General features: G+C 30.0%; 16 protein-coding genes. 10 read left to right on the forward strand and 6 right to left on the reverse strand.

All coding sequences use genetic code 11. The features are described 5' to 3' along the window. The first annotated feature begins 145 nt into the window (after window positions 1-145). The 6 genes from KO494_RS04015 (at window position 146) to KO494_RS04040 (ending at window position 5,366) form a co-directional block, all read left to right on the forward strand. Complete coding sequence (locus KO494_RS04015; RefSeq protein ID WP_215966312.1) at window positions 146-853, forward strand: hypothetical protein; 708 nt, start codon at window positions 146-148, stop codon at window positions 851-853. Between the two features lie 2 nt (window positions 854-855). After that, window positions 856-1,071 carry a hypothetical protein gene (locus tag KO494_RS04020; RefSeq protein WP_215966313.1) on the forward strand — a complete coding sequence of 72 codons (216 nt, stop codon included), beginning with the start codon at window positions 856-858 and terminating at the stop codon, window positions 1,069-1,071. 227 nt (window positions 1,072-1,298) lie between these two features. Continuing rightward, window positions 1,299-2,477, forward strand: a complete 1,179-nt coding sequence (locus tag KO494_RS04025) for a nitrate/nitrite transporter (RefSeq protein WP_215966314.1) — start codon at window positions 1,299-1,301, stop codon at window positions 2,475-2,477. Between the two features lie 32 nt (window positions 2,478-2,509). Next, window positions 2,510-3,010 (forward strand): TrmH family RNA methyltransferase, encoded by a 501-nt coding sequence (locus KO494_RS04030; protein WP_215966315.1) that lies wholly within the window; start codon window positions 2,510-2,512, stop codon window positions 3,008-3,010. Between the two features lie 82 nt (window positions 3,011-3,092). Beyond that, complete coding sequence (locus KO494_RS04035) at window positions 3,093-4,181, forward strand: AI-2E family transporter (RefSeq protein WP_215966316.1); 1,089 nt, start codon at window positions 3,093-3,095, stop codon at window positions 4,179-4,181. Between the two features lie 3 nt (window positions 4,182-4,184). After that, window positions 4,185-5,366, forward strand: a complete 1,182-nt coding sequence (locus KO494_RS04040; RefSeq protein ID WP_215966317.1) for a class I SAM-dependent methyltransferase — start codon at window positions 4,185-4,187, stop codon at window positions 5,364-5,366. A 40-nt stretch (window positions 5,367-5,406) separates the two neighbouring features. On the opposite strand, the gene KO494_RS04045 is transcribed toward KO494_RS04040, so the two are convergent. The 3 genes from KO494_RS04045 to KO494_RS04055 form a co-directional block, all read right to left on the reverse strand. After that, complete coding sequence (locus tag KO494_RS04045) at window positions 5,407-6,666, reverse strand: aminotransferase class I/II-fold pyridoxal phosphate-dependent enzyme (RefSeq protein ID WP_215966318.1); 1,260 nt, start codon at window positions 6,664-6,666, stop codon at window positions 5,407-5,409. 138 nt (window positions 6,667-6,804) lie between these two features. After that, window positions 6,805-7,845, reverse strand: a complete 1,041-nt coding sequence (locus tag KO494_RS04050) for a PLP-dependent cysteine synthase family protein (RefSeq protein ID WP_215966319.1) — start codon at window positions 7,843-7,845, stop codon at window positions 6,805-6,807. Between the two features lie 63 nt (window positions 7,846-7,908). Next, window positions 7,909-9,969 carry a S9 family peptidase gene (locus tag KO494_RS04055; protein ID WP_215966320.1) on the reverse strand — a complete coding sequence of 687 codons (2,061 nt, stop codon included), beginning with the start codon at window positions 9,967-9,969 and terminating at the stop codon, window positions 7,909-7,911. 186 nt (window positions 9,970-10,155) lie between these two features. Here KO494_RS04055 and KO494_RS04060 point away from each other — a divergent pair, with 186 nt between their 5' ends. Further along, window positions 10,156-10,479: a YbaB/EbfC family nucleoid-associated protein gene (locus KO494_RS04060; protein WP_215966321.1), complete on the forward strand. Its 324-nt coding sequence runs from the start codon at window positions 10,156-10,158 to the stop codon at window positions 10,477-10,479. A 37-nt stretch (window positions 10,480-10,516) separates the two neighbouring features. Here the strand turns inward: KO494_RS04060 and KO494_RS04065 are convergent, their stop codons facing one another. The 3 genes from KO494_RS04065 to KO494_RS04075 all read right to left on the reverse strand — a co-directional run bounded on the left by KO494_RS04065 (window position 10,517) and on the right by KO494_RS04075 (window position 14,238). Next, window positions 10,517-11,050, reverse strand: a complete 534-nt coding sequence (locus KO494_RS04065) for a hypothetical protein (RefSeq protein ID WP_215966322.1) — start codon at window positions 11,048-11,050, stop codon at window positions 10,517-10,519. Window positions 11,051-11,326: 276 nt separating this feature from the next. Then, window positions 11,327-13,003 (reverse strand): OmpA family protein, encoded by a 1,677-nt coding sequence (locus tag KO494_RS16095; RefSeq protein ID WP_215966323.1) that lies wholly within the window; start codon window positions 13,001-13,003, stop codon window positions 11,327-11,329. A 215-nt stretch (window positions 13,004-13,218) separates the two neighbouring features. After that, a complete protein-coding gene (locus KO494_RS04075) occupies window positions 13,219-14,238 on the reverse strand; it encodes a low specificity L-threonine aldolase (RefSeq protein WP_215966324.1) in 1,020 nt (339 codons plus the stop codon). Window positions 14,239-14,331: 93 nt separating this feature from the next. Here KO494_RS04075 and prfB point away from each other — a divergent pair. The 3 genes from prfB (at window position 14,332) to KO494_RS04090 (ending at window position 16,204) form a co-directional block, all read left to right on the forward strand. Beyond that, a protein-coding gene (gene prfB, locus KO494_RS04080) for a peptide chain release factor 2 (protein ID WP_215966325.1) occupies window positions 14,332-15,445 on the forward strand; the annotation gives its coding sequence in 2 pieces (ribosomal slippage) (window positions 14,332-14,394 and window positions 14,396-15,445; 1,113 coding nt in all). A gap of 10 nt (window positions 15,446-15,455) precedes the next feature. Then, window positions 15,456-15,800, forward strand: coding sequence for an arsenate reductase (glutaredoxin) (gene arsC, locus KO494_RS04085; RefSeq protein ID WP_215966326.1), 345 nt, complete (start codon window positions 15,456-15,458; stop codon window positions 15,798-15,800). Window positions 15,801-15,841: 41 nt separating this feature from the next. Continuing rightward, window positions 15,842-16,204: an ArsC/Spx/MgsR family protein gene (locus KO494_RS04090; RefSeq protein ID WP_215966327.1), complete on the forward strand. Its 363-nt coding sequence runs from the start codon at window positions 15,842-15,844 to the stop codon at window positions 16,202-16,204. Window positions 16,205-16,263: the final 59 nt, after the last annotated feature.

A 16,263-nucleotide genomic window follows, 5' to 3' on the forward strand; every position in this document is an offset into this window, starting at 1 on the left:
TAAATAAAGATCGTTGCTCTTTTGTTACACAAACACGTTGTGTGACAGCTTAGCAAATAAACAAAAATTAAAAAAACAAAGCAAACGGAAAACATTTAGCTGAATAAAAGAAACTTATTGATATTTCTAAATAAATTAAATAATTATGAATAATATTCTTAGTATAAAAAATGAATTTAAAGAGGAAATTGAAAATATTTGGAATAACCCTAAGTTTTCAGAAATTGAAGTAATAAAAAGAGGTTATGGAATCCACGATGAAGTTATTAAAAATTCTTTATTATTCATCGGGATAAACCCTTCATATAAAGAAGGTGCTAAAAATGAAAAAAACGAGAGTTATTTTATTAATTTAAATCAAGAAGGTAAAAACGAAATAAATGGTAAACAATATCCTTATTTTAAAAAGTTTGTAGATATAACAAACAGAATAAATGAAAAATACGAAGAATATTCAAACAACAAAATAAATTGGTCTCATATCGATTTATTGTTTCACAGAGAAACTAAGCAACATTTCATAGAGAAACTAAAAAAAGAAAAAAACGGTATTGAATTTATTAGTGAACAATTGAAAATTGCTGAAAAAATTCTCATAAATTCAAAACCTAAAGTAATAATTGTTTCTAACACAAAAGCAAGGGACTTTTTAAAAGGTAAAGAAGACAAAATATCCATCGGATTCGATTTTAATTTCGATAATGAATTAGGAACATATACCATAATTAACAATTCAAATTTAAACGGAATACCTGTTTTTTTCACTAGCATGTTAACTGGTCAAAGAGCATTAGATAATGGTTCATATGAACGATTAGTTTGGCATATAAATTACGTTCTAAATAAAATCTAAAAATGAAAAAAATTGAAATAACATTAAGCGATAAACAATACTTAACGATTAAAAACGAAATTGAAAATTGTTCAAAATCAAATATAGATGAAGCAACATTAACTGGTTTTCGCTTTATTGTATCTGAATATTTTCCAGGAATATCTAGTCTAGAATTTGAGATGCATAAGAAAATAGATTTAGGAGATGTTAATTGGCAAATAGTTGATTCTGAATAAACCCGAACGCACAATAACCTTATATAATTTATTTACTAATATTCCTGCTGAATATTATATTAGGTTTGTATGTACTTCATTAGTTACTTAAATAAGCAACGAAACCATAAACAAAAGTGTTTAAATTTATTGGAAAATAAAACAACAACATTATATGTCGTTTTATTTTAATCTATACATCTGTTATTTGAGTATATTAAACACGACCAACAGATGAAATACAATACATGAAACCACCTAAGTTTATTCTTCCTATAATTGTAATTTCACAGTTTTGCTGTACTTCGCTGTGGTTTGCTGGAAATAGCGTAATAAACGATTTAATTTTAAATTTTAATCTTAACGCAAATACTTTAGGTCATTTAACATCTGCTGTACAGTTTGGTTTTATTATAGGTACACTTCTTTTTGCTATTTTAACTATAGCAGATCGCTTTTCACCTTCAAAAGTATTTTTTATTAGCGCTATACTTGGTGCTCTTTTTAATTTAGGCATAATACACAGTGCTAACAACTTAAGCAGCCTGCTTACGCTTCGTTTTTTTACGGGTTTTTTTCTTGCAGGAATCTATCCTGTTGGTATGAAAATAGCTGCAGATTATTATAATCAAGGACTTGGTAAATCTCTGGGTTTTTTAGTTGGTGCATTGGTTTTAGGTACTGCTTTTCCGCATTTATTAAAAGATATGTCGCACACTTTTTTATGGAAATCTGTAATCCTTGCCACTTCATCGCTCGCACTTTTAGGAGGTCTTTTAATGTTCTTTTTTGTTCCTAATGGTCCTTACCGAAAACCAATTCTAAAAACAGATTTCTCCGTTTTTTTAGGTGTATTTAAAAATAGTGAATTCCGTGCTGTGGCTTTTGGTTATTTTGGTCACATGTGGGAATTGTATGCCTTTTGGACCTTTGTACCTATGCTACTTATAAAATATAGTGAAACACACTCTCAAACACTATTAAATATACCTATGTTATCTTTCTTTATTATAGGTATTGGTGGCTTAGCATGTGTGTTTTCTGGTTATATTGCACAAAATAAAGGCACAAAAAAGATCGCTTTTATAGCGCTACTCTTATCTTGTATATGCTGTTTAATTTCTCCAGTATTATTTACAATTGCCAATGCTAATGTATTTATAGCGTTTCTTATTTTTTGGGGAATTGTGGTTATTGCAGATTCTCCGCTACTATCTACACTTGTTGCACAAAATGCAGCTCCAGAAATAAAAGGTACTGCACTAACAATAGTTAATTGTATAGGGTTTGCAATAACCATAATTAGTATTCAAATACTTACAAAAATGTTGACTTTAACAACATCTAATAGTATTTTTGCCATTTTAGCTTTAGGTCCTGTTTTTGGTTTAATAATGTTGAAAAAGAAAAAGATATTTAATTTATAATATATTCGCTTAAATTCTATTTAAAAAACCCAATGCAACTCACACACTACAACACCAACTTTAGCAAACGTAATTTTCCTATACATATTATTTGCGAAAACGTTACCAATGCACCTAATATTGGAAGTTTGTTTAGAACTGCAGATGCTTTTGGAGTAGAAAAAATGGTGTTTTGTGGTACACATATTCCTTTAGGAAGAAAAATGACTAAAACCTCGCGTGCTACCGAAAAAGTAGTTCCTTTTGAAGTAAAAGAAAATGCTTCAGAAATTGTTTTACAATACCAAAAACAAGGGTACCAAATAGTAGCGTTAGAAATTACAAGTAACAGCACACCTATAGACTGCTATACGTTAATTAAAGAAAAACCAATTGCTCTTATAATAGGTGATGAGAATTTTGGTGTTTCTCAAGATATTTTAACTCTATGTGATGCTGTAATTCATATAGAAATGTTTGGCCAAAACAGCAGTATGAATGTGGTGCAGGCAACTACAATTGCGCTATATGAAATGACCAAGCAGTTGCGCTAATTTTCTAACAAACAAAGTATAAACTACAATAAAATTATACGAATGTAATTCCTGCTTTAGTAAGAATTTATATATTTACCATATGACTTCAAACCAAATATCAAACGGTATTTTAAAGGCAATAACTATTATACTAGGTGTCTTTTTAATATTATTTTTTTTATATAAAATACAATCTGTAATTGTTTACATAGCAATTGCTTCGGTAATTTCTTTAATTGGCAGACCTATCATATTATTTTTAAGAGATAGATTAAAGTTTAAAAACACCTTTGCTGTTATAGTAACCATGCTACTTTTAATTGGTGTTATTTTAGGGTTAGTACGTTTATTTATTCCTTTAATAATAGAGCAAGGACATAACTTATCTCTTTTAGATATTAACCAATTACAAAATAATATAGAAGAGTTATACAAACAAACCATTGCGTATTTTCAAATAAATAATATTGACGTAGAACAATCTTTTAAAGAGTCTAACCTACTCTCTAAAGTAGATTATTCATTAATCCCTAATTTTTTAAACTCTTTAATTAGTGGCTTAGGAAGTTTTAGTATTGGGTTATTTTCGGTTTTATTTATTTCGTTTTTCTTTTTAAAAGACAGTAAGCTTTTTGAAAACGGTATTATGACTTTTATTCCAGATAGAAATGAATCTCGTTGGAAAAATTCTACAGTAAAAATTAAAGATTTACTATCCAGATATTTTATTGGTTTAATTTTTCAAATTTTAATCCTCTTTATTATTTACACCATTGGTTTAATGATAATTGGTGTAGAAAACGCCTTTGTAATAGCGTTTATGTGTGCATTACTAAACTTAATTCCTTATGTTGGCCCATTAATTGGTGGTTTTTTAATGTTAACATTAACCATGACAAGTACTCTAGGCGAAAGTTTTAGAGATGTTGTTTTGCCAAAAACATTTTGGGTTTTAGTAGTCTTTTTAATTGGCCAACTTATTGATAATTTTGGTAGTCAACCCATTATATTCTCTAAAAGTGTAAAATCGCATCCATTAGAAATATTCTTAATTATATTAATAGCTGGAATATTATTTGGCATTATTGGTCTTATTATTGCTGTTCCTGCTTACACTGTAATTAAAGTGATATTAAAAGAGTTTTTATCTGAAAATAAAATAGTAAAAAAGCTTACTAAAGATTTATAGTTTTTGAATATAAATATTTTACATACTAAAATTCAAGAGTTTATAAATAGTAATTTAGATGCTAACATTGCTTCTTTATTATTAAAAGGAATTGCTTTTTCTACGGTTGAAGCTAAAGAAGTTATTGAGCAGTTAGAAGCTAAAAAACGCTGTAAAACAAAGCTTCATACATGGTTTACTACAGAAGCAATATACTACCCAAACAAACTAAACATCGAGCAAACATCTTCTGAAACTACTGCTAAATACAAAGCTAGCTTAATACAAGGTAACAGTATTATAGATATTACAGGAGGATTTGGTGTAGATGACTACTATTTTTCAAAACACTTTAAACAAGTCACACATTGCGAAATTAATAAACAGCTGTCACAAATAGTTACTCACAACTACAAACAACTAAAAGCGAATAACATAACAACCATTGCGCAAGATGGTTTAGAATATTTAAAAAATTCTGATTCTGCTTTTGACTGGATTTATATTGATCCTTCTAGAAGACATGACAGTAAAGGCAAGGTTTTCTTTTTAAAAGATTGTTTACCTAATGTACCAGCACACTTAGAATTATTGTTTAATAAAACCAATAACATTTTAATAAAAACGTCTCCATTATTAGATATAAGCATTGGTTTAAGCGAATTACAATACGTAAAATCAATACACATAGTAGCTGTTAATAACGAAGTAAAAGAACTACTATGGACCTTAAAAAAAGGATACAGCAAACCTGTAACTATAGAAACCTGTAATCTTAAAAAAAATACAACCGAAACGTTTGCTTTTCAATTAAACGAAGAAAGTAGTTCTATAAGTAATTATAGCACACCTCTTACCTATTTATACGAGCCCAATGCTGCTATAATGAAATCTGGTGCTTTTCATACCATAGCTAACAAATTACAAGTTTTAAAACTGCACCAACACTCCCATTTATACACAAAAGATACTTTTATAGATTTTCCTGGTAGGGTTTTTAAAATTGAAAAAATAGTGCCTTACAATAAAAAAATATTAAAAAAAGAAGGCTACACAAAAGCAAATATTGCAACACGTAATTTTCCGGAAAGTGTGGAGCAAATAAGAAAAAAGCACAAAATTAAAGATGGTGGAGATATATATTTATTTTTTACCACAGATTTAGAAAACAATAAAATAGTGGTACAAACAAAAAAGGTTGCATAAAACATGCAACCTTTTTTAATATATATACTGTACGTATTTATTATTCACCCATTGCTTTCATTAAAGCAGCAGACATACGTTTGTAAGTTCCGTTAGTTAAACGTTCTCTAATGGCATCAAAAGCATCTAGTGTTTCTGTAACATCTTCTAAAGTATGTGTTGCAGTAGGAATCATACGTAATAATATTAATCCTTTTGGTATTACAGGATACACTACTATAGAACAGAAAATACCATAATTTTCTCTTAAATCTTTAACTAAAGCCATTGCTTCAGGTATGCTTCCGTTTAAATAAACAGGAGTTACACAACTTTGCGTTGTACCTATATCAAAACCACGTTCTTTTAATCCTGATTGTAATGCATTAACAATTTTCCAAAGATTTTGTTTTAGTTCTGGCATGGTACGTAGCATATCTAAACGCTTTAAAGCACCAACTACTAATTGCATTTGTAAAGATTTAGCAAACATTTGAGAACGTAAATTATATTTTAAATAATCTATAATCTCTTGATCTGCAGCAATAAAAGCTCCTGTACTTGCCATAGATTTTGCAAAAGTTGCAAAATAAACATCTATATCATCTTGTACACCTTGCTCTTCTCCTGTTCCTGCACCTGTTTTACCAAGTGTACCAAAACCATGAGCATCATCTACAAACAAACGGAAATTAAATTTCTTTTTAAGTGCAACTATTTCTTTAAGTCTACCTTGTTCACCACGCATACCAAAAACTCCTTCAGAAATAACAAGAATTCCTCCTCCTGTTTGCTCAGCCATTTTGGTAGCTCTCTCTAAGTTTTTTTCTAAACTTTCAATATTGTTGTGTTTGTAAGTAAAACGTTTTCCCATGTGTAAACGTACACCATCAATAATACATGCATGCGCATCTACATCATAAACAATAATATCATCTTTAGCTACTAAAGCATCTATGGTTGAAACCATACCTTGGTAACCAAAATTTAATAAATAAGCAGCTTCTTTATTAACAAATGCTGCTAACTCATTTTGCAATTGCTCGTGTAAATCTGTATGACCAGACATCATTCGCGCTCCCATTGGGTAAGCAGAACCATAATCTGCTGCTGCTTGCGCATCTACCTTACGTACTTCTGGGTTATTTGCTAAACCTAGATAATCATTAATGCTCCAAGTAACTACTTCTTTTCCTTGAAACTTCATTCTGTTAGAAATCACTCCTTCTAGTTTAGGAAAAACAAAGTAACCTTCTGCTTGCTCAGCCCATTTCCCTAACGGACCTTTATCTTTGTAAATTTTTTCAAATAAATCTTTCATCTGCTATCAATCTTAGTTTAGTTACACAAAACTAATTATTTCTACGAACTAAACACAATATTTTTATATACTATTATTAACTACAAAAGACAGAAAGTTTCTTTTCGGAAACTTTCTATCTTAATTGTGTGCATTTTATTATTTTATGTACTGAATACTTTCAGCTTCTACTTCGTTTATACTATCAAAAAAGCCTTGGTCTGTCATCCATTTATCACTATATATTTTGCTCATATATCGTGAACCATGATCTGGAAAGATAATAACCACTTTTGAATTTTTATCAAATTCTCCTGCTTCTTCTAATTGTTTAACGGCTTGCATTGCTGCTCCAGAAGTATATCCTACAAATAAACCTTCGGTTTTTGCAACGTGTCTTGCTGAGTGTGCACTTTCTTCATCTGTAACTTTAACAAAAGTATCAATTGCATCAAAATCTGTTGCAGTAGGTATTAAGTTTTTACCTAAACCTTCTATTCGGTAAGGATAAATTTCTTTTTCATCAAACTCTCTAGTTTCATGATATTTTTTAATTACAGATCCAAAAGCATCTACTCCTATTACTTTTACATTAGGGTTTTGCTCTTTTAAGTATCTAGCAGTACCAGAAATTGTTCCTCCTGTACCACTACAAGCTACTAAATGTGTAATTTTTCCTTCGGTTTGTTCCCATATTTCTGGACCAGTAGAATTATAATGTGCGTCTATATTTAACTGGTTAAAATATTGGTTAATGTATACAGAACCTTTTATTTCGTTATGTAAACGTTTTGCTACTTCATAATAAGACCTAGGATCATCTGCTCTTACATGCGCAGGACAAACATATACCTTTGCTCCCATTGTTTTTAGCATGCTAATTTTATCTGCTGATGATTTTGAGCTTACTGCTAAAATACAATCGTAGCCTTTAATGATACTAACCATTGCAATACTAAATCCTGTATTACCAGAAGTGGTTTCTATAATGGTATCTCCAGGTTTTAAAATCCCCTGCCTTTCCGCTTGTTCTATTATATATAATGCTACTCTGTCTTTAGATGAGTGTCCTGGATTAAAAGCTTCTACTTTTGCGTAAAATTCACCTTTAAAAGGAGCTGTAATAGTATTTAGTTTAATTAAAGGTGTATTACCTACTAAATCTAAAACGTTATCAAATACTTGATTTTTTTGTGCCATAAATACGTTTTATTCTGTTACAAGAAGTAACATAAACTGAGCAAAAATACGTAAAAATTTTTATTATTCATGAATTCCTTCTAAATCTAATAAAAATGCGTATTCTAAAGCCACTTCTTTTAAGGTTTCAAATCTTCCAGAAGCACCTCCATGACCCGACTCCATGTCTATATGTAACAGTAGTTTATTATTGTCTTTCTTAAGTTCTCTTAGCTTTGCAACCCATTTAGCTGGTTCCCAATATTGCACTTGAGAATCGTGTAAACCTGTTGTAATTAACATATTAGGGTATTTTTGCTTTACAACATTATCATAAGGCGAATAGGAAAGCATATATTCGTAAAAATCTTTTTCATTAGGGTTTCCCCATTCATCATATTCTCCGGTTGTTAAAGGAATGGTATCATCTAACATTGTAGTAACAACGTCTACAAATGGAACTGCTGCTAATATGCCATTATATAATTCTGGGTTTAAATTAGCAATTACACCCATTAACAAGCCTCCTGCAGATCCTCCATTAGCATATAAATGTTTGCTTGAAGTATAATTTTCTTCAATTAAAAATTTAGAACAGTCTATAAAATCATAAAACGTATTTTTCTTTTGTTTTAGTTTTCCTGTTTCATACCAATCTCTTCCTAAATATTCTCCTCCTCGTATATGTGCTATTGCAAAAATAAATCCTCTATCTAATAAACTTAATCTAATGGTTGAAAAATAAGGATCAATCGTTGAACCGTAAGAACCATAGGCGTATTGCAGTAACGGATTTTCACCATTTAACTGTATTCCTTTTTTATATACTAACGAAATAGGAATTTTAACACCATCTCTAGCTGTAGCCCAAATACGTTTTGAGGTGTAGTTTTCTTCATTAAAAGTGCCTCCTAAAACTTCTTGTACTTTTTTTATTTCTTTCGTTTTAGTTTTAAAATTATAATCTATTACAGAGCTTGGTGTAGTAAGTGAATTATAGCTATATCTTAAAACGTCACTATCAAAATCTGGGTTATTTCCTGTATTTGCTGTGTATGTTTCATTGTCAAATGGTAAAAAATAATCTTCTTCCCCATTCCAACTTATTATTCTAATTTTATTTAGTCCGTTTTCCCTTTCGCTAACCACTAAATAGTCTTTAAATATCTCAATATCTTCTAATAAAACATCTTTTCTGTGTGGTATAACATCTTGCCAATATTCTTTTTCGGTTTGCGTTTCAGAAGTTTTTTGAAGCTTAAAGTTTACCGCTTTATCTTTATTAGAAATAATGAAAAAACTATCTTTATAATGTGCTATGGCGTAATCTAGCTCTCTTTCTCTTTTTTGAAAGACTTTAAAATTTCCGTCTGGATTATCTGCATTTAATATTTGATACTCTGATGTTAAAGTACTTGAAGAACCTATAACCAGATATTTTTTAGATTTTGTTTTATATACAAAGGTGTTGAATGTTTCATCTTTTTCATGAAAAACTTCAATATCTTCTTCTACTTTTGTGTGTAATTTATGTTTAAAAACTTTGTAAGAACGCAGTGTTACTTCGTCTTTTCTTGTGTAAAACAGGGTTTTATTATCATTTGCCCAAGTAATACCACCTGTAGTATTTTTTATTTCTTCGGTATAGATCTGGCCAGTAACTAAATTTTTAATCTTTATATTGTATTGTCTTCTACTTACTGTATCTGTAGAAAAAGCAGCCATAGTATTATCTGGACTTATGGCAATTCCTCCTATTTTAAAGTAATTAAATTCTTTTGCCATTTGGTTACAGTCAAACAACAATTCTTCAGGAGCATCTAATGTTTCCTTTTTACGTGTATAAATTGGGTAATCTTTTCCTTTTTCAAATTTAGTTATATACCAATAACCATTTAGTTTATATGGCACAGAAGTATCATCTTCTTTAATTCTTGCCTTCATTTCATGAAAAAGAGTTTCTTGAAAAGGTTCTGTATGAGCTAAAACTTCTTTGGTGTACTTGTTTTCTGCGTTTAAATAATCTAAAACATCTTGGTCTTCTCTATTTTTAAGCCAAAAATAATTATCTATTCTTAGGTCTTTATGTGCTAAAAGCTTTTCGGGAATTTGTTTAGCTTTTGGAGGATTTATTATCTTTTTCAAAGGAAATTATAAATTCTAAAATTATTTTTCAAAAGTATAAAATTTAAATAGTTTTGCAGGAAACATTTATTTTAAAAAAAATAAATGTTTTAGATTTCCGGTTTATCGGAATAAAGACAATAATACTATATATTAATTTTGACAAAAATTGTCAGGATTTAATTTACAATTTTAAATAATAAAATTATGTTTGGAGACCTTATGGGAATGATGGGTAAGATTAAAGAAACCCAAAAAAAAGTAGAAGAAACTAAAAAGCGGCTAGATACTGTTTTAGTAGATGAGCAAAGTCATGATAGTAAGTTAAAAGTTACTTTAACTGCTAATAGAGAAATTAAATCTATTACTATTGATGACGAACTATTAGAAGACAAAGAACAGCTTGAAGATTATTTAATACTTACATTAAATAAAGCTATTGCAAAAGCTACACAAGTACATGAAACGGAAGTTGGAGCCGTTGCTAAAGACGGAATGCCTAACATTCCTGGAATGGATATGTTTAAATAAACCTATATAAAAAAAGGGAGCCAATTAGCTCCTTTTTTTAATTTTCTACATAATAATTTACGTTTTTATTTTTGTTGTATTCTGGCGATTCTAAAAACAATTTTTCTACCTGAGACTCCCAGTCTTTAACAATATCAAAATAACTAGAGTTTACTTCTGCCATGATTACATTACAGTCACCACAAGTGTGTTTGTACCCTAAAAAATAATGGCCAAACTCATGAAAAGCAACTACTTTTAAAATTTCCTTATCTAAAAGTGTCATCCAGCTAAATATAATTTTTTCTACTTCTTTATTTTCATCTCTAACAAGCAAACCAAGGGTACCTCCTTTAGTATTTACTTGAAGTGAATCTACTACAGCAATCTCTTTTAACTTAAATAGCTTTTCATGAAAATCAATATCATACTTTTTACACAACTCTAAGAAATCACTAAGGTATGGTTGAACTATACCATCTGTTTTTAAACCTTGTTGTTTATTTGGCTTTGGTAATTCTGATTTTACACTTTGTGCATGTAACGAGAAAGCAAATGCTGAAAGCATTAAAAAAATAAGTAGGCGTTTCATAATCTAGGTTTTAGTTTCGTTAATACTAAGTAGCGTATACATATTGACTTTGTAACACTAATAAACAGCACATTAACTATTATTTATGCTAACTTATAACTAAAAGTTTATAAAAAAAAGAAAAACATGTATTTTAACGTAAATATTTGCATTTCATCGTTTTTATTTTTGTAAGAAATTATATATCAATGATATAAAAAACAATAAAACCAAAAAATAGGAAACAAAAAAAAGGAAGCCAATTGGCTTCCTTTTTAATCATATAAAATAAGGTAATTATTCTTGGCTAATTACTCTAAACTGTGTTCTTCTGTTTGCTAAGTGTTCTCTTTCTGTACAAGAAACACCATCTGCACATCTATTTAATAATCTAGTTTCACCATATCCATTAGACACAATTCTTGAAGAATTGATTCCTTTAGAGATTAGGTAGTTAGTTACAGCTTGCGCTCTTCTTTGTGATAAAGAAAGATTACTAGCTTTAGAACCTCTAGAATCTGTATGCGAAGCAATTTCTACAGAAACACCACCAGCAATAGCAGGTAATAATTTTGCATCAATTTCAGCTTTAGCAGCAGGAGTTAATGTAGCTGAACCTAAGTTCCAGTTAATGTTAAGATCATTATATTCTACTAATTTACAATCTACTTCTTTCCAACTAGTTAAACCTCCTTTTGTTTGTAAAACTTCTTTAGATACTGTTTTTGTAATTGCAGGAACAATAGTTTCTACAACTTTAGAATCTTCAGCTAAAACTGTTTTCTTTAAAGTAGCTGTTTCTTGAGGAATATCTATAGCTCTTGTAGTTGGAGGTGTTACCATTACAGTACGCTTCATTGTTTTAGTTACTGCAGGAATAGAAACTACTTTTGTTGTTTCAGGAATAATAACCGTTTTTGTAACTGTTTTTGTTTCTTCTGGAATTTGAATAACTCTAGTTGTAGGAGGTGTTACCATTACAACTCTTTCCATTGTTTTAACTTTTTGAGGGATTTCAATAACTCGTGTTGTTGGAGGAGTTACCATTACTGTTTTCTTAACATTTGTAGTTACAGCAGGAATATCAATTACTCTAGTAGTAGCAGGTTTAACAACTGTTTTTACTGTATATGTTGCCATACCACAACCATCACTAGATGAAGATGTATCACAATCTGGAGTTCTAATAAAAGAAGCATCAGCTGATAATTCTGTAGTATTTATTGTAATGTTTTGAGCAGGAACACTCTTATAACACCAGTATCTACAGTCATTAGGATCACTAGATGCACACTCAGCTGCTGGTGTATCACTCATTTCCCATTTAGCAGTTGCTGGCTTCACTTCAATAACTTGATAGTTAGAAGAGAAACTTGCAGGAACTATTTTTAAAGAAGTACCATATTCTCTCTTTTTATAAGTTCTAGTTTCAGAACCATATTCTGCTGGTATTACTTCTAAACGTTGTGAAGCTTCTTGAGTTACAACTGTAACGTCTTGATTTTCATAAACAGCAGGAATCATTTCTAATTTTTGACTAGCTTGTTGTGTTACTACTTCAAAAGTCTGTGTTTCATAAACAGCAGGTACTATTTCTAAACGTTGAGATGCTTCTTTAGTAACCACTGTTTCTGTTACTGTTTCTGTTCTAGAAGGTATTTTTTCTAAACGTTGAGATGCTTCTTGTACAACTACTTCAAAGGATTGTGTTTCATATACTGCTGGAACAACTTCTAATCTTTGACTTGCATTTGCTACTACTACTTCTTCAGTAACAGTAGTATAAGTTGAGGGTACTGTACTTAATTTTTTGTATGCTGGAGATACTTGTATAGTTACATCTTGATTTACCCAAACATCTGGTGTCACGCATCGAACATAACATTTCCCTGGCTCCGGATTTGTTGGTAAATCTTGTGCAACTGCAGTAAGGCAGGCAACAAAAGATAAGATTGTTAGTAAGGCTTTTTTCATTTTTATATAATTTAATGGTTAAAATATTAATTTAATTATGTAATCTTTAGAAACTACTAACTAACTAATAGTCACTAATTTCAAACAAAATTAAAACTTATCAAACTTTTATTAGATAAAAAATTGTGAACTCTTTAACATTTCGACAAACTACGTATTTAGCCGATGAAACCTTGAAAAACACACCTAAACTATTGATTTACAACACATAAAAACTAGCGCTTTTGAAATAAATTTATAACAGTAGCATGCATACTACTTGTGTAATCTAAGTGTGTAACTAATCTTAGTTTATTATCTCCCATTCCTACAAGTAAGACACCTTGATTTTCTAAATTAGAAATAAACACATTAGAATCTACATCTTCCTCTAGCTCAAATATTACTATATTTGTTTCTACAGGCTCAACCTTTTTTACATAAGAAGTTTTATTTAAAATATAAGCTAGTTCTTTGGCTTTTATATGGTCTTCTTCTAACCTTTGTATATGATTATCTAAAGCATATATTCCTGCTGCTGCCAAATAGCCAACTTGCCGCATAGCTCCTCCAAAAATTTTTCTAATTCGCATTGCACCTTCCATAATGGCTTCATCTCCTAATAACACAGAACCTATTGGGCAACCCAATCCTTTACTTAAACAAACTGAAATGGTATCAAATACGTTTCCATATTGTTCAGTGTTTTCTTTTTTAGCAACTAAAGCATTCCATAATCTTGCTCCATCTAAATGAAAACCTAATCTATTAGTTGTACATACTTCTTTAATTTGTTGAAGCTCATTAAAATTCCAGCAAGCTCCTCCTCCTTTATTGGTAGTATTTTCTATTTCAACCAATTTAGTTAAAGGACTATGATAAAATTCTGGAGGGTTAATACTATCTATCACATTTTGCGCTGTAAACATTCCTCTATCCCCATTAATTAACTTACAAGACACACCACTATTAAAACTAGCTCCACCTCCTTCATAATTAAAAATATGCGCATACTTATCGCAAATCACTTGATCGCCAGGATTTGTATGCAATTTAATAGCAGTTTGGTTTGCCATAGTACCTGTAGGAAAAAACAATGCTTTTGGTTTGCCAAACATTTCTGCAATACGTTGTTCTAAAGCATTAACAGTAGGGTCTTCTTTATACACATCATCACCTACTGATGCTTTCATCATGGCGTTTAACATTCCTTTTGTTGGTTTGGTAACCGTATCACTTCTTAAATCTATTATCATGCTATTTATATTTAATAACTCCTGTAAAATTAAATCAATTTATATTTTCCTACATAGTATTAAATTTTATTTTTGTTAAAAATTCACTTTATTATGATAACTACAGATCAAATTAAAGATCTTAATACACGTCTAGGTTCGCTAAGACAATATCTTTGACTTAGATGCTAAGTTAATAGAAATACAAAACGAAGAAGAGCAAACTTTTGATCCTAATTTCTGGAATGACTCTAAAGCTGCAGAAATAGTTATGAAATCTCTTAGAGAAAAGAAAAAGTGGGTTTCAGATTATGATACAGCAAAAACCTTAGTAGAAGATCTTGAGGTAATTTATGAATTCTATAAAGAAGAGGAAGCCTCTTTAGAAGATGTAGAAACCAGATTTGAAAAAGCAACTAATGTTATTGAAGATTTAGAATTTAAAAACATGCTTTCTGAAGAAGGAGACAGCCTTAGTGCTGTTTTACAAATTACTGCTGGAGCTGGAGGTACAGAAAGTTGTGATTGGGCAAGTATGCTTATGCGTATGTATTTAATGTATGCCGAAAAAAATGGTTATAAAGTTAAAGAACTAAACTACCAAGAAGGTGATGTTGCAGGAATTAAAACAGTAACTCTAGAAATTGAAGGAGACTTTGCTTTTGGTTGGCTTAAAGGAGAAAATGGTGTACATAGATTAGTACGTATATCTCCTTTTGATAGTAATGCAAAACGCCATACTAGTTTTGCCTCTGTATACGTTTATCCTTTAGTAGATGATACTATTGAAATTGAAATAAATCCTGCAGATATAGAAATTGTTACTGCTAGATCTAGTGGTGCTGGAGGGCAAAACGTAAATAAAGTAGAAACTAAAGTACAGCTAACACATAAACCTACAGGAATTCAAATATCTTGCTCAGAAACGCGTTCTCAACATGATAATCGTGCTAGAGCACTTCAAATGCTAAAGTCGCAATTGTATGAAATTGAATTGCAAAAACAAATGTCGCAACGAGAAGATATAGAGGCCGGAAAAATGAAAATTGAATGGGGAAGCCAAATAAGAAATTATGTAATGCACCCTTATAAATTAGTAAAAGATGTTAGATCTGCTCATGAAACAGGTAATGTTGATGCCGTTATGGATGGAGATATTGGTAGCTTTTTAAAAGCATATTTAATGAAGATGGGACAACAAACAACAGATAATAATAATAATTTATAATTAAAACTATATGATTACCATATACCATAATAATAGATGTAGTAAATCTCGCAGTGGACTAGAAATTTTAAAAAATTCTGGTCAAGAATTTGAAATAATTAATTATCTTGAAAGCGTTCCGGATTCTGCTGAGCTAAAAAAAACAATCAACCTACTGAATATCAAGCCAATAGATTTAATTAGAAAAAACGAAGCAGTCTGGAAAGAAAAATATAAAGGTAAAACGTTATCAAACACCCAAATTATTGATGCTATGGCTAAATACCCCAAATTAATAGAAAGACCTATTGTTATTAAAGGAGACAAAGCAGTTATTGGTCGTCCTCCAGAATTAATATTAGATTTAATAACATAACATAAACAATCCCCAAACAATCCCCAAACCTAAAGCTACCTATGATTTTAATTTATCACAACCCTGAATCTTCAGATTCAATTGAGTGTCTCAATATTTTAAAAAAAATTAAAAAAAGACATAAAGTTATAAGACATATTGACAACCCTTTAACAGAAAGAAAACTAAAAAGAATTGTTAGGCTTTTAAATATTAAACCCATTCAATTAATTAGAACAGAAGCCACTATTTGGAAAGATCATTACCAAGATTTAGTCACTAATGTTGATGATTTTGAAGATATAGAATACATAAAAATGATGACAGAGTTTCCTAGTCTCATAAAAATACCAATAGTAATAAATGGAGATAAAGCAGCCATTTGCAATCCTCCTGATAAAATATTAAGCCTTATTGCTAGCTAATTTTTAAAGTTTCAAAACTAAAATGTTTTGAAACTTTTTTTTTTATTTAAACATTTTAG

This window comes from Lacinutrix sp. C3R15 (genome assembly GCF_018860825.1).
Classification (GTDB): domain Bacteria; phylum Bacteroidota; class Bacteroidia; order Flavobacteriales; family Flavobacteriaceae; genus Oceanihabitans.

Bases quoted from the DNA above. Each gene is read 5' to 3' on its own strand.
- KO494_RS04015 (WP_215966312.1), top strand. From the start codon at position 146: ATGAATAATATTCTTAGTATAAAAAATGAATTTAAAGAGGAAATTGAA.
- KO494_RS04020 (WP_215966313.1), top strand. From the start codon at position 856: ATGAAAAAAATTGAAATAACATTAAGCGATAAACAATACTTAACGATT.
- KO494_RS04025 (WP_215966314.1), top strand. From the start codon at position 1,299: ATGAAACCACCTAAGTTTATTCTTCCTATAATTGTAATTTCACAGTTT.
- KO494_RS04030 (WP_215966315.1), top strand. From the start codon at position 2,510: ATGCAACTCACACACTACAACACCAACTTTAGCAAACGTAATTTTCCT.
- KO494_RS04035 (WP_215966316.1), top strand. From the start codon at position 3,093: ATGACTTCAAACCAAATATCAAACGGTATTTTAAAGGCAATAACTATT.
- KO494_RS04045 (WP_215966318.1), bottom strand. From the start codon at position 6,666: ATGAAAGATTTATTTGAAAAAATTTACAAAGATAAAGGTCCGTTAGGG.
- KO494_RS04050 (WP_215966319.1), bottom strand. From the start codon at position 7,845: ATGGCACAAAAAAATCAAGTATTTGATAACGTTTTAGATTTAGTAGGT.
- KO494_RS04060 (WP_215966321.1), top strand. From the start codon at position 10,156: ATGTTTGGAGACCTTATGGGAATGATGGGTAAGATTAAAGAAACCCAA.
- KO494_RS04065 (WP_215966322.1), bottom strand. From the start codon at position 11,050: ATGAAACGCCTACTTATTTTTTTAATGCTTTCAGCATTTGCTTTCTCG.
- KO494_RS16095 (WP_215966323.1), bottom strand. From the start codon at position 13,003: ATGAAAAAAGCCTTACTAACAATCTTATCTTTTGTTGCCTGCCTTACT.
- KO494_RS04075 (WP_215966324.1), bottom strand. From the start codon at position 14,238: ATGATAATAGATTTAAGAAGTGATACGGTTACCAAACCAACAAAAGGA.
- arsC (WP_215966326.1), top strand. From the start codon at position 15,456: ATGATTACCATATACCATAATAATAGATGTAGTAAATCTCGCAGTGGA.
- KO494_RS04090 (WP_215966327.1), top strand. From the start codon at position 15,842: ATGATTTTAATTTATCACAACCCTGAATCTTCAGATTCAATTGAGTGT.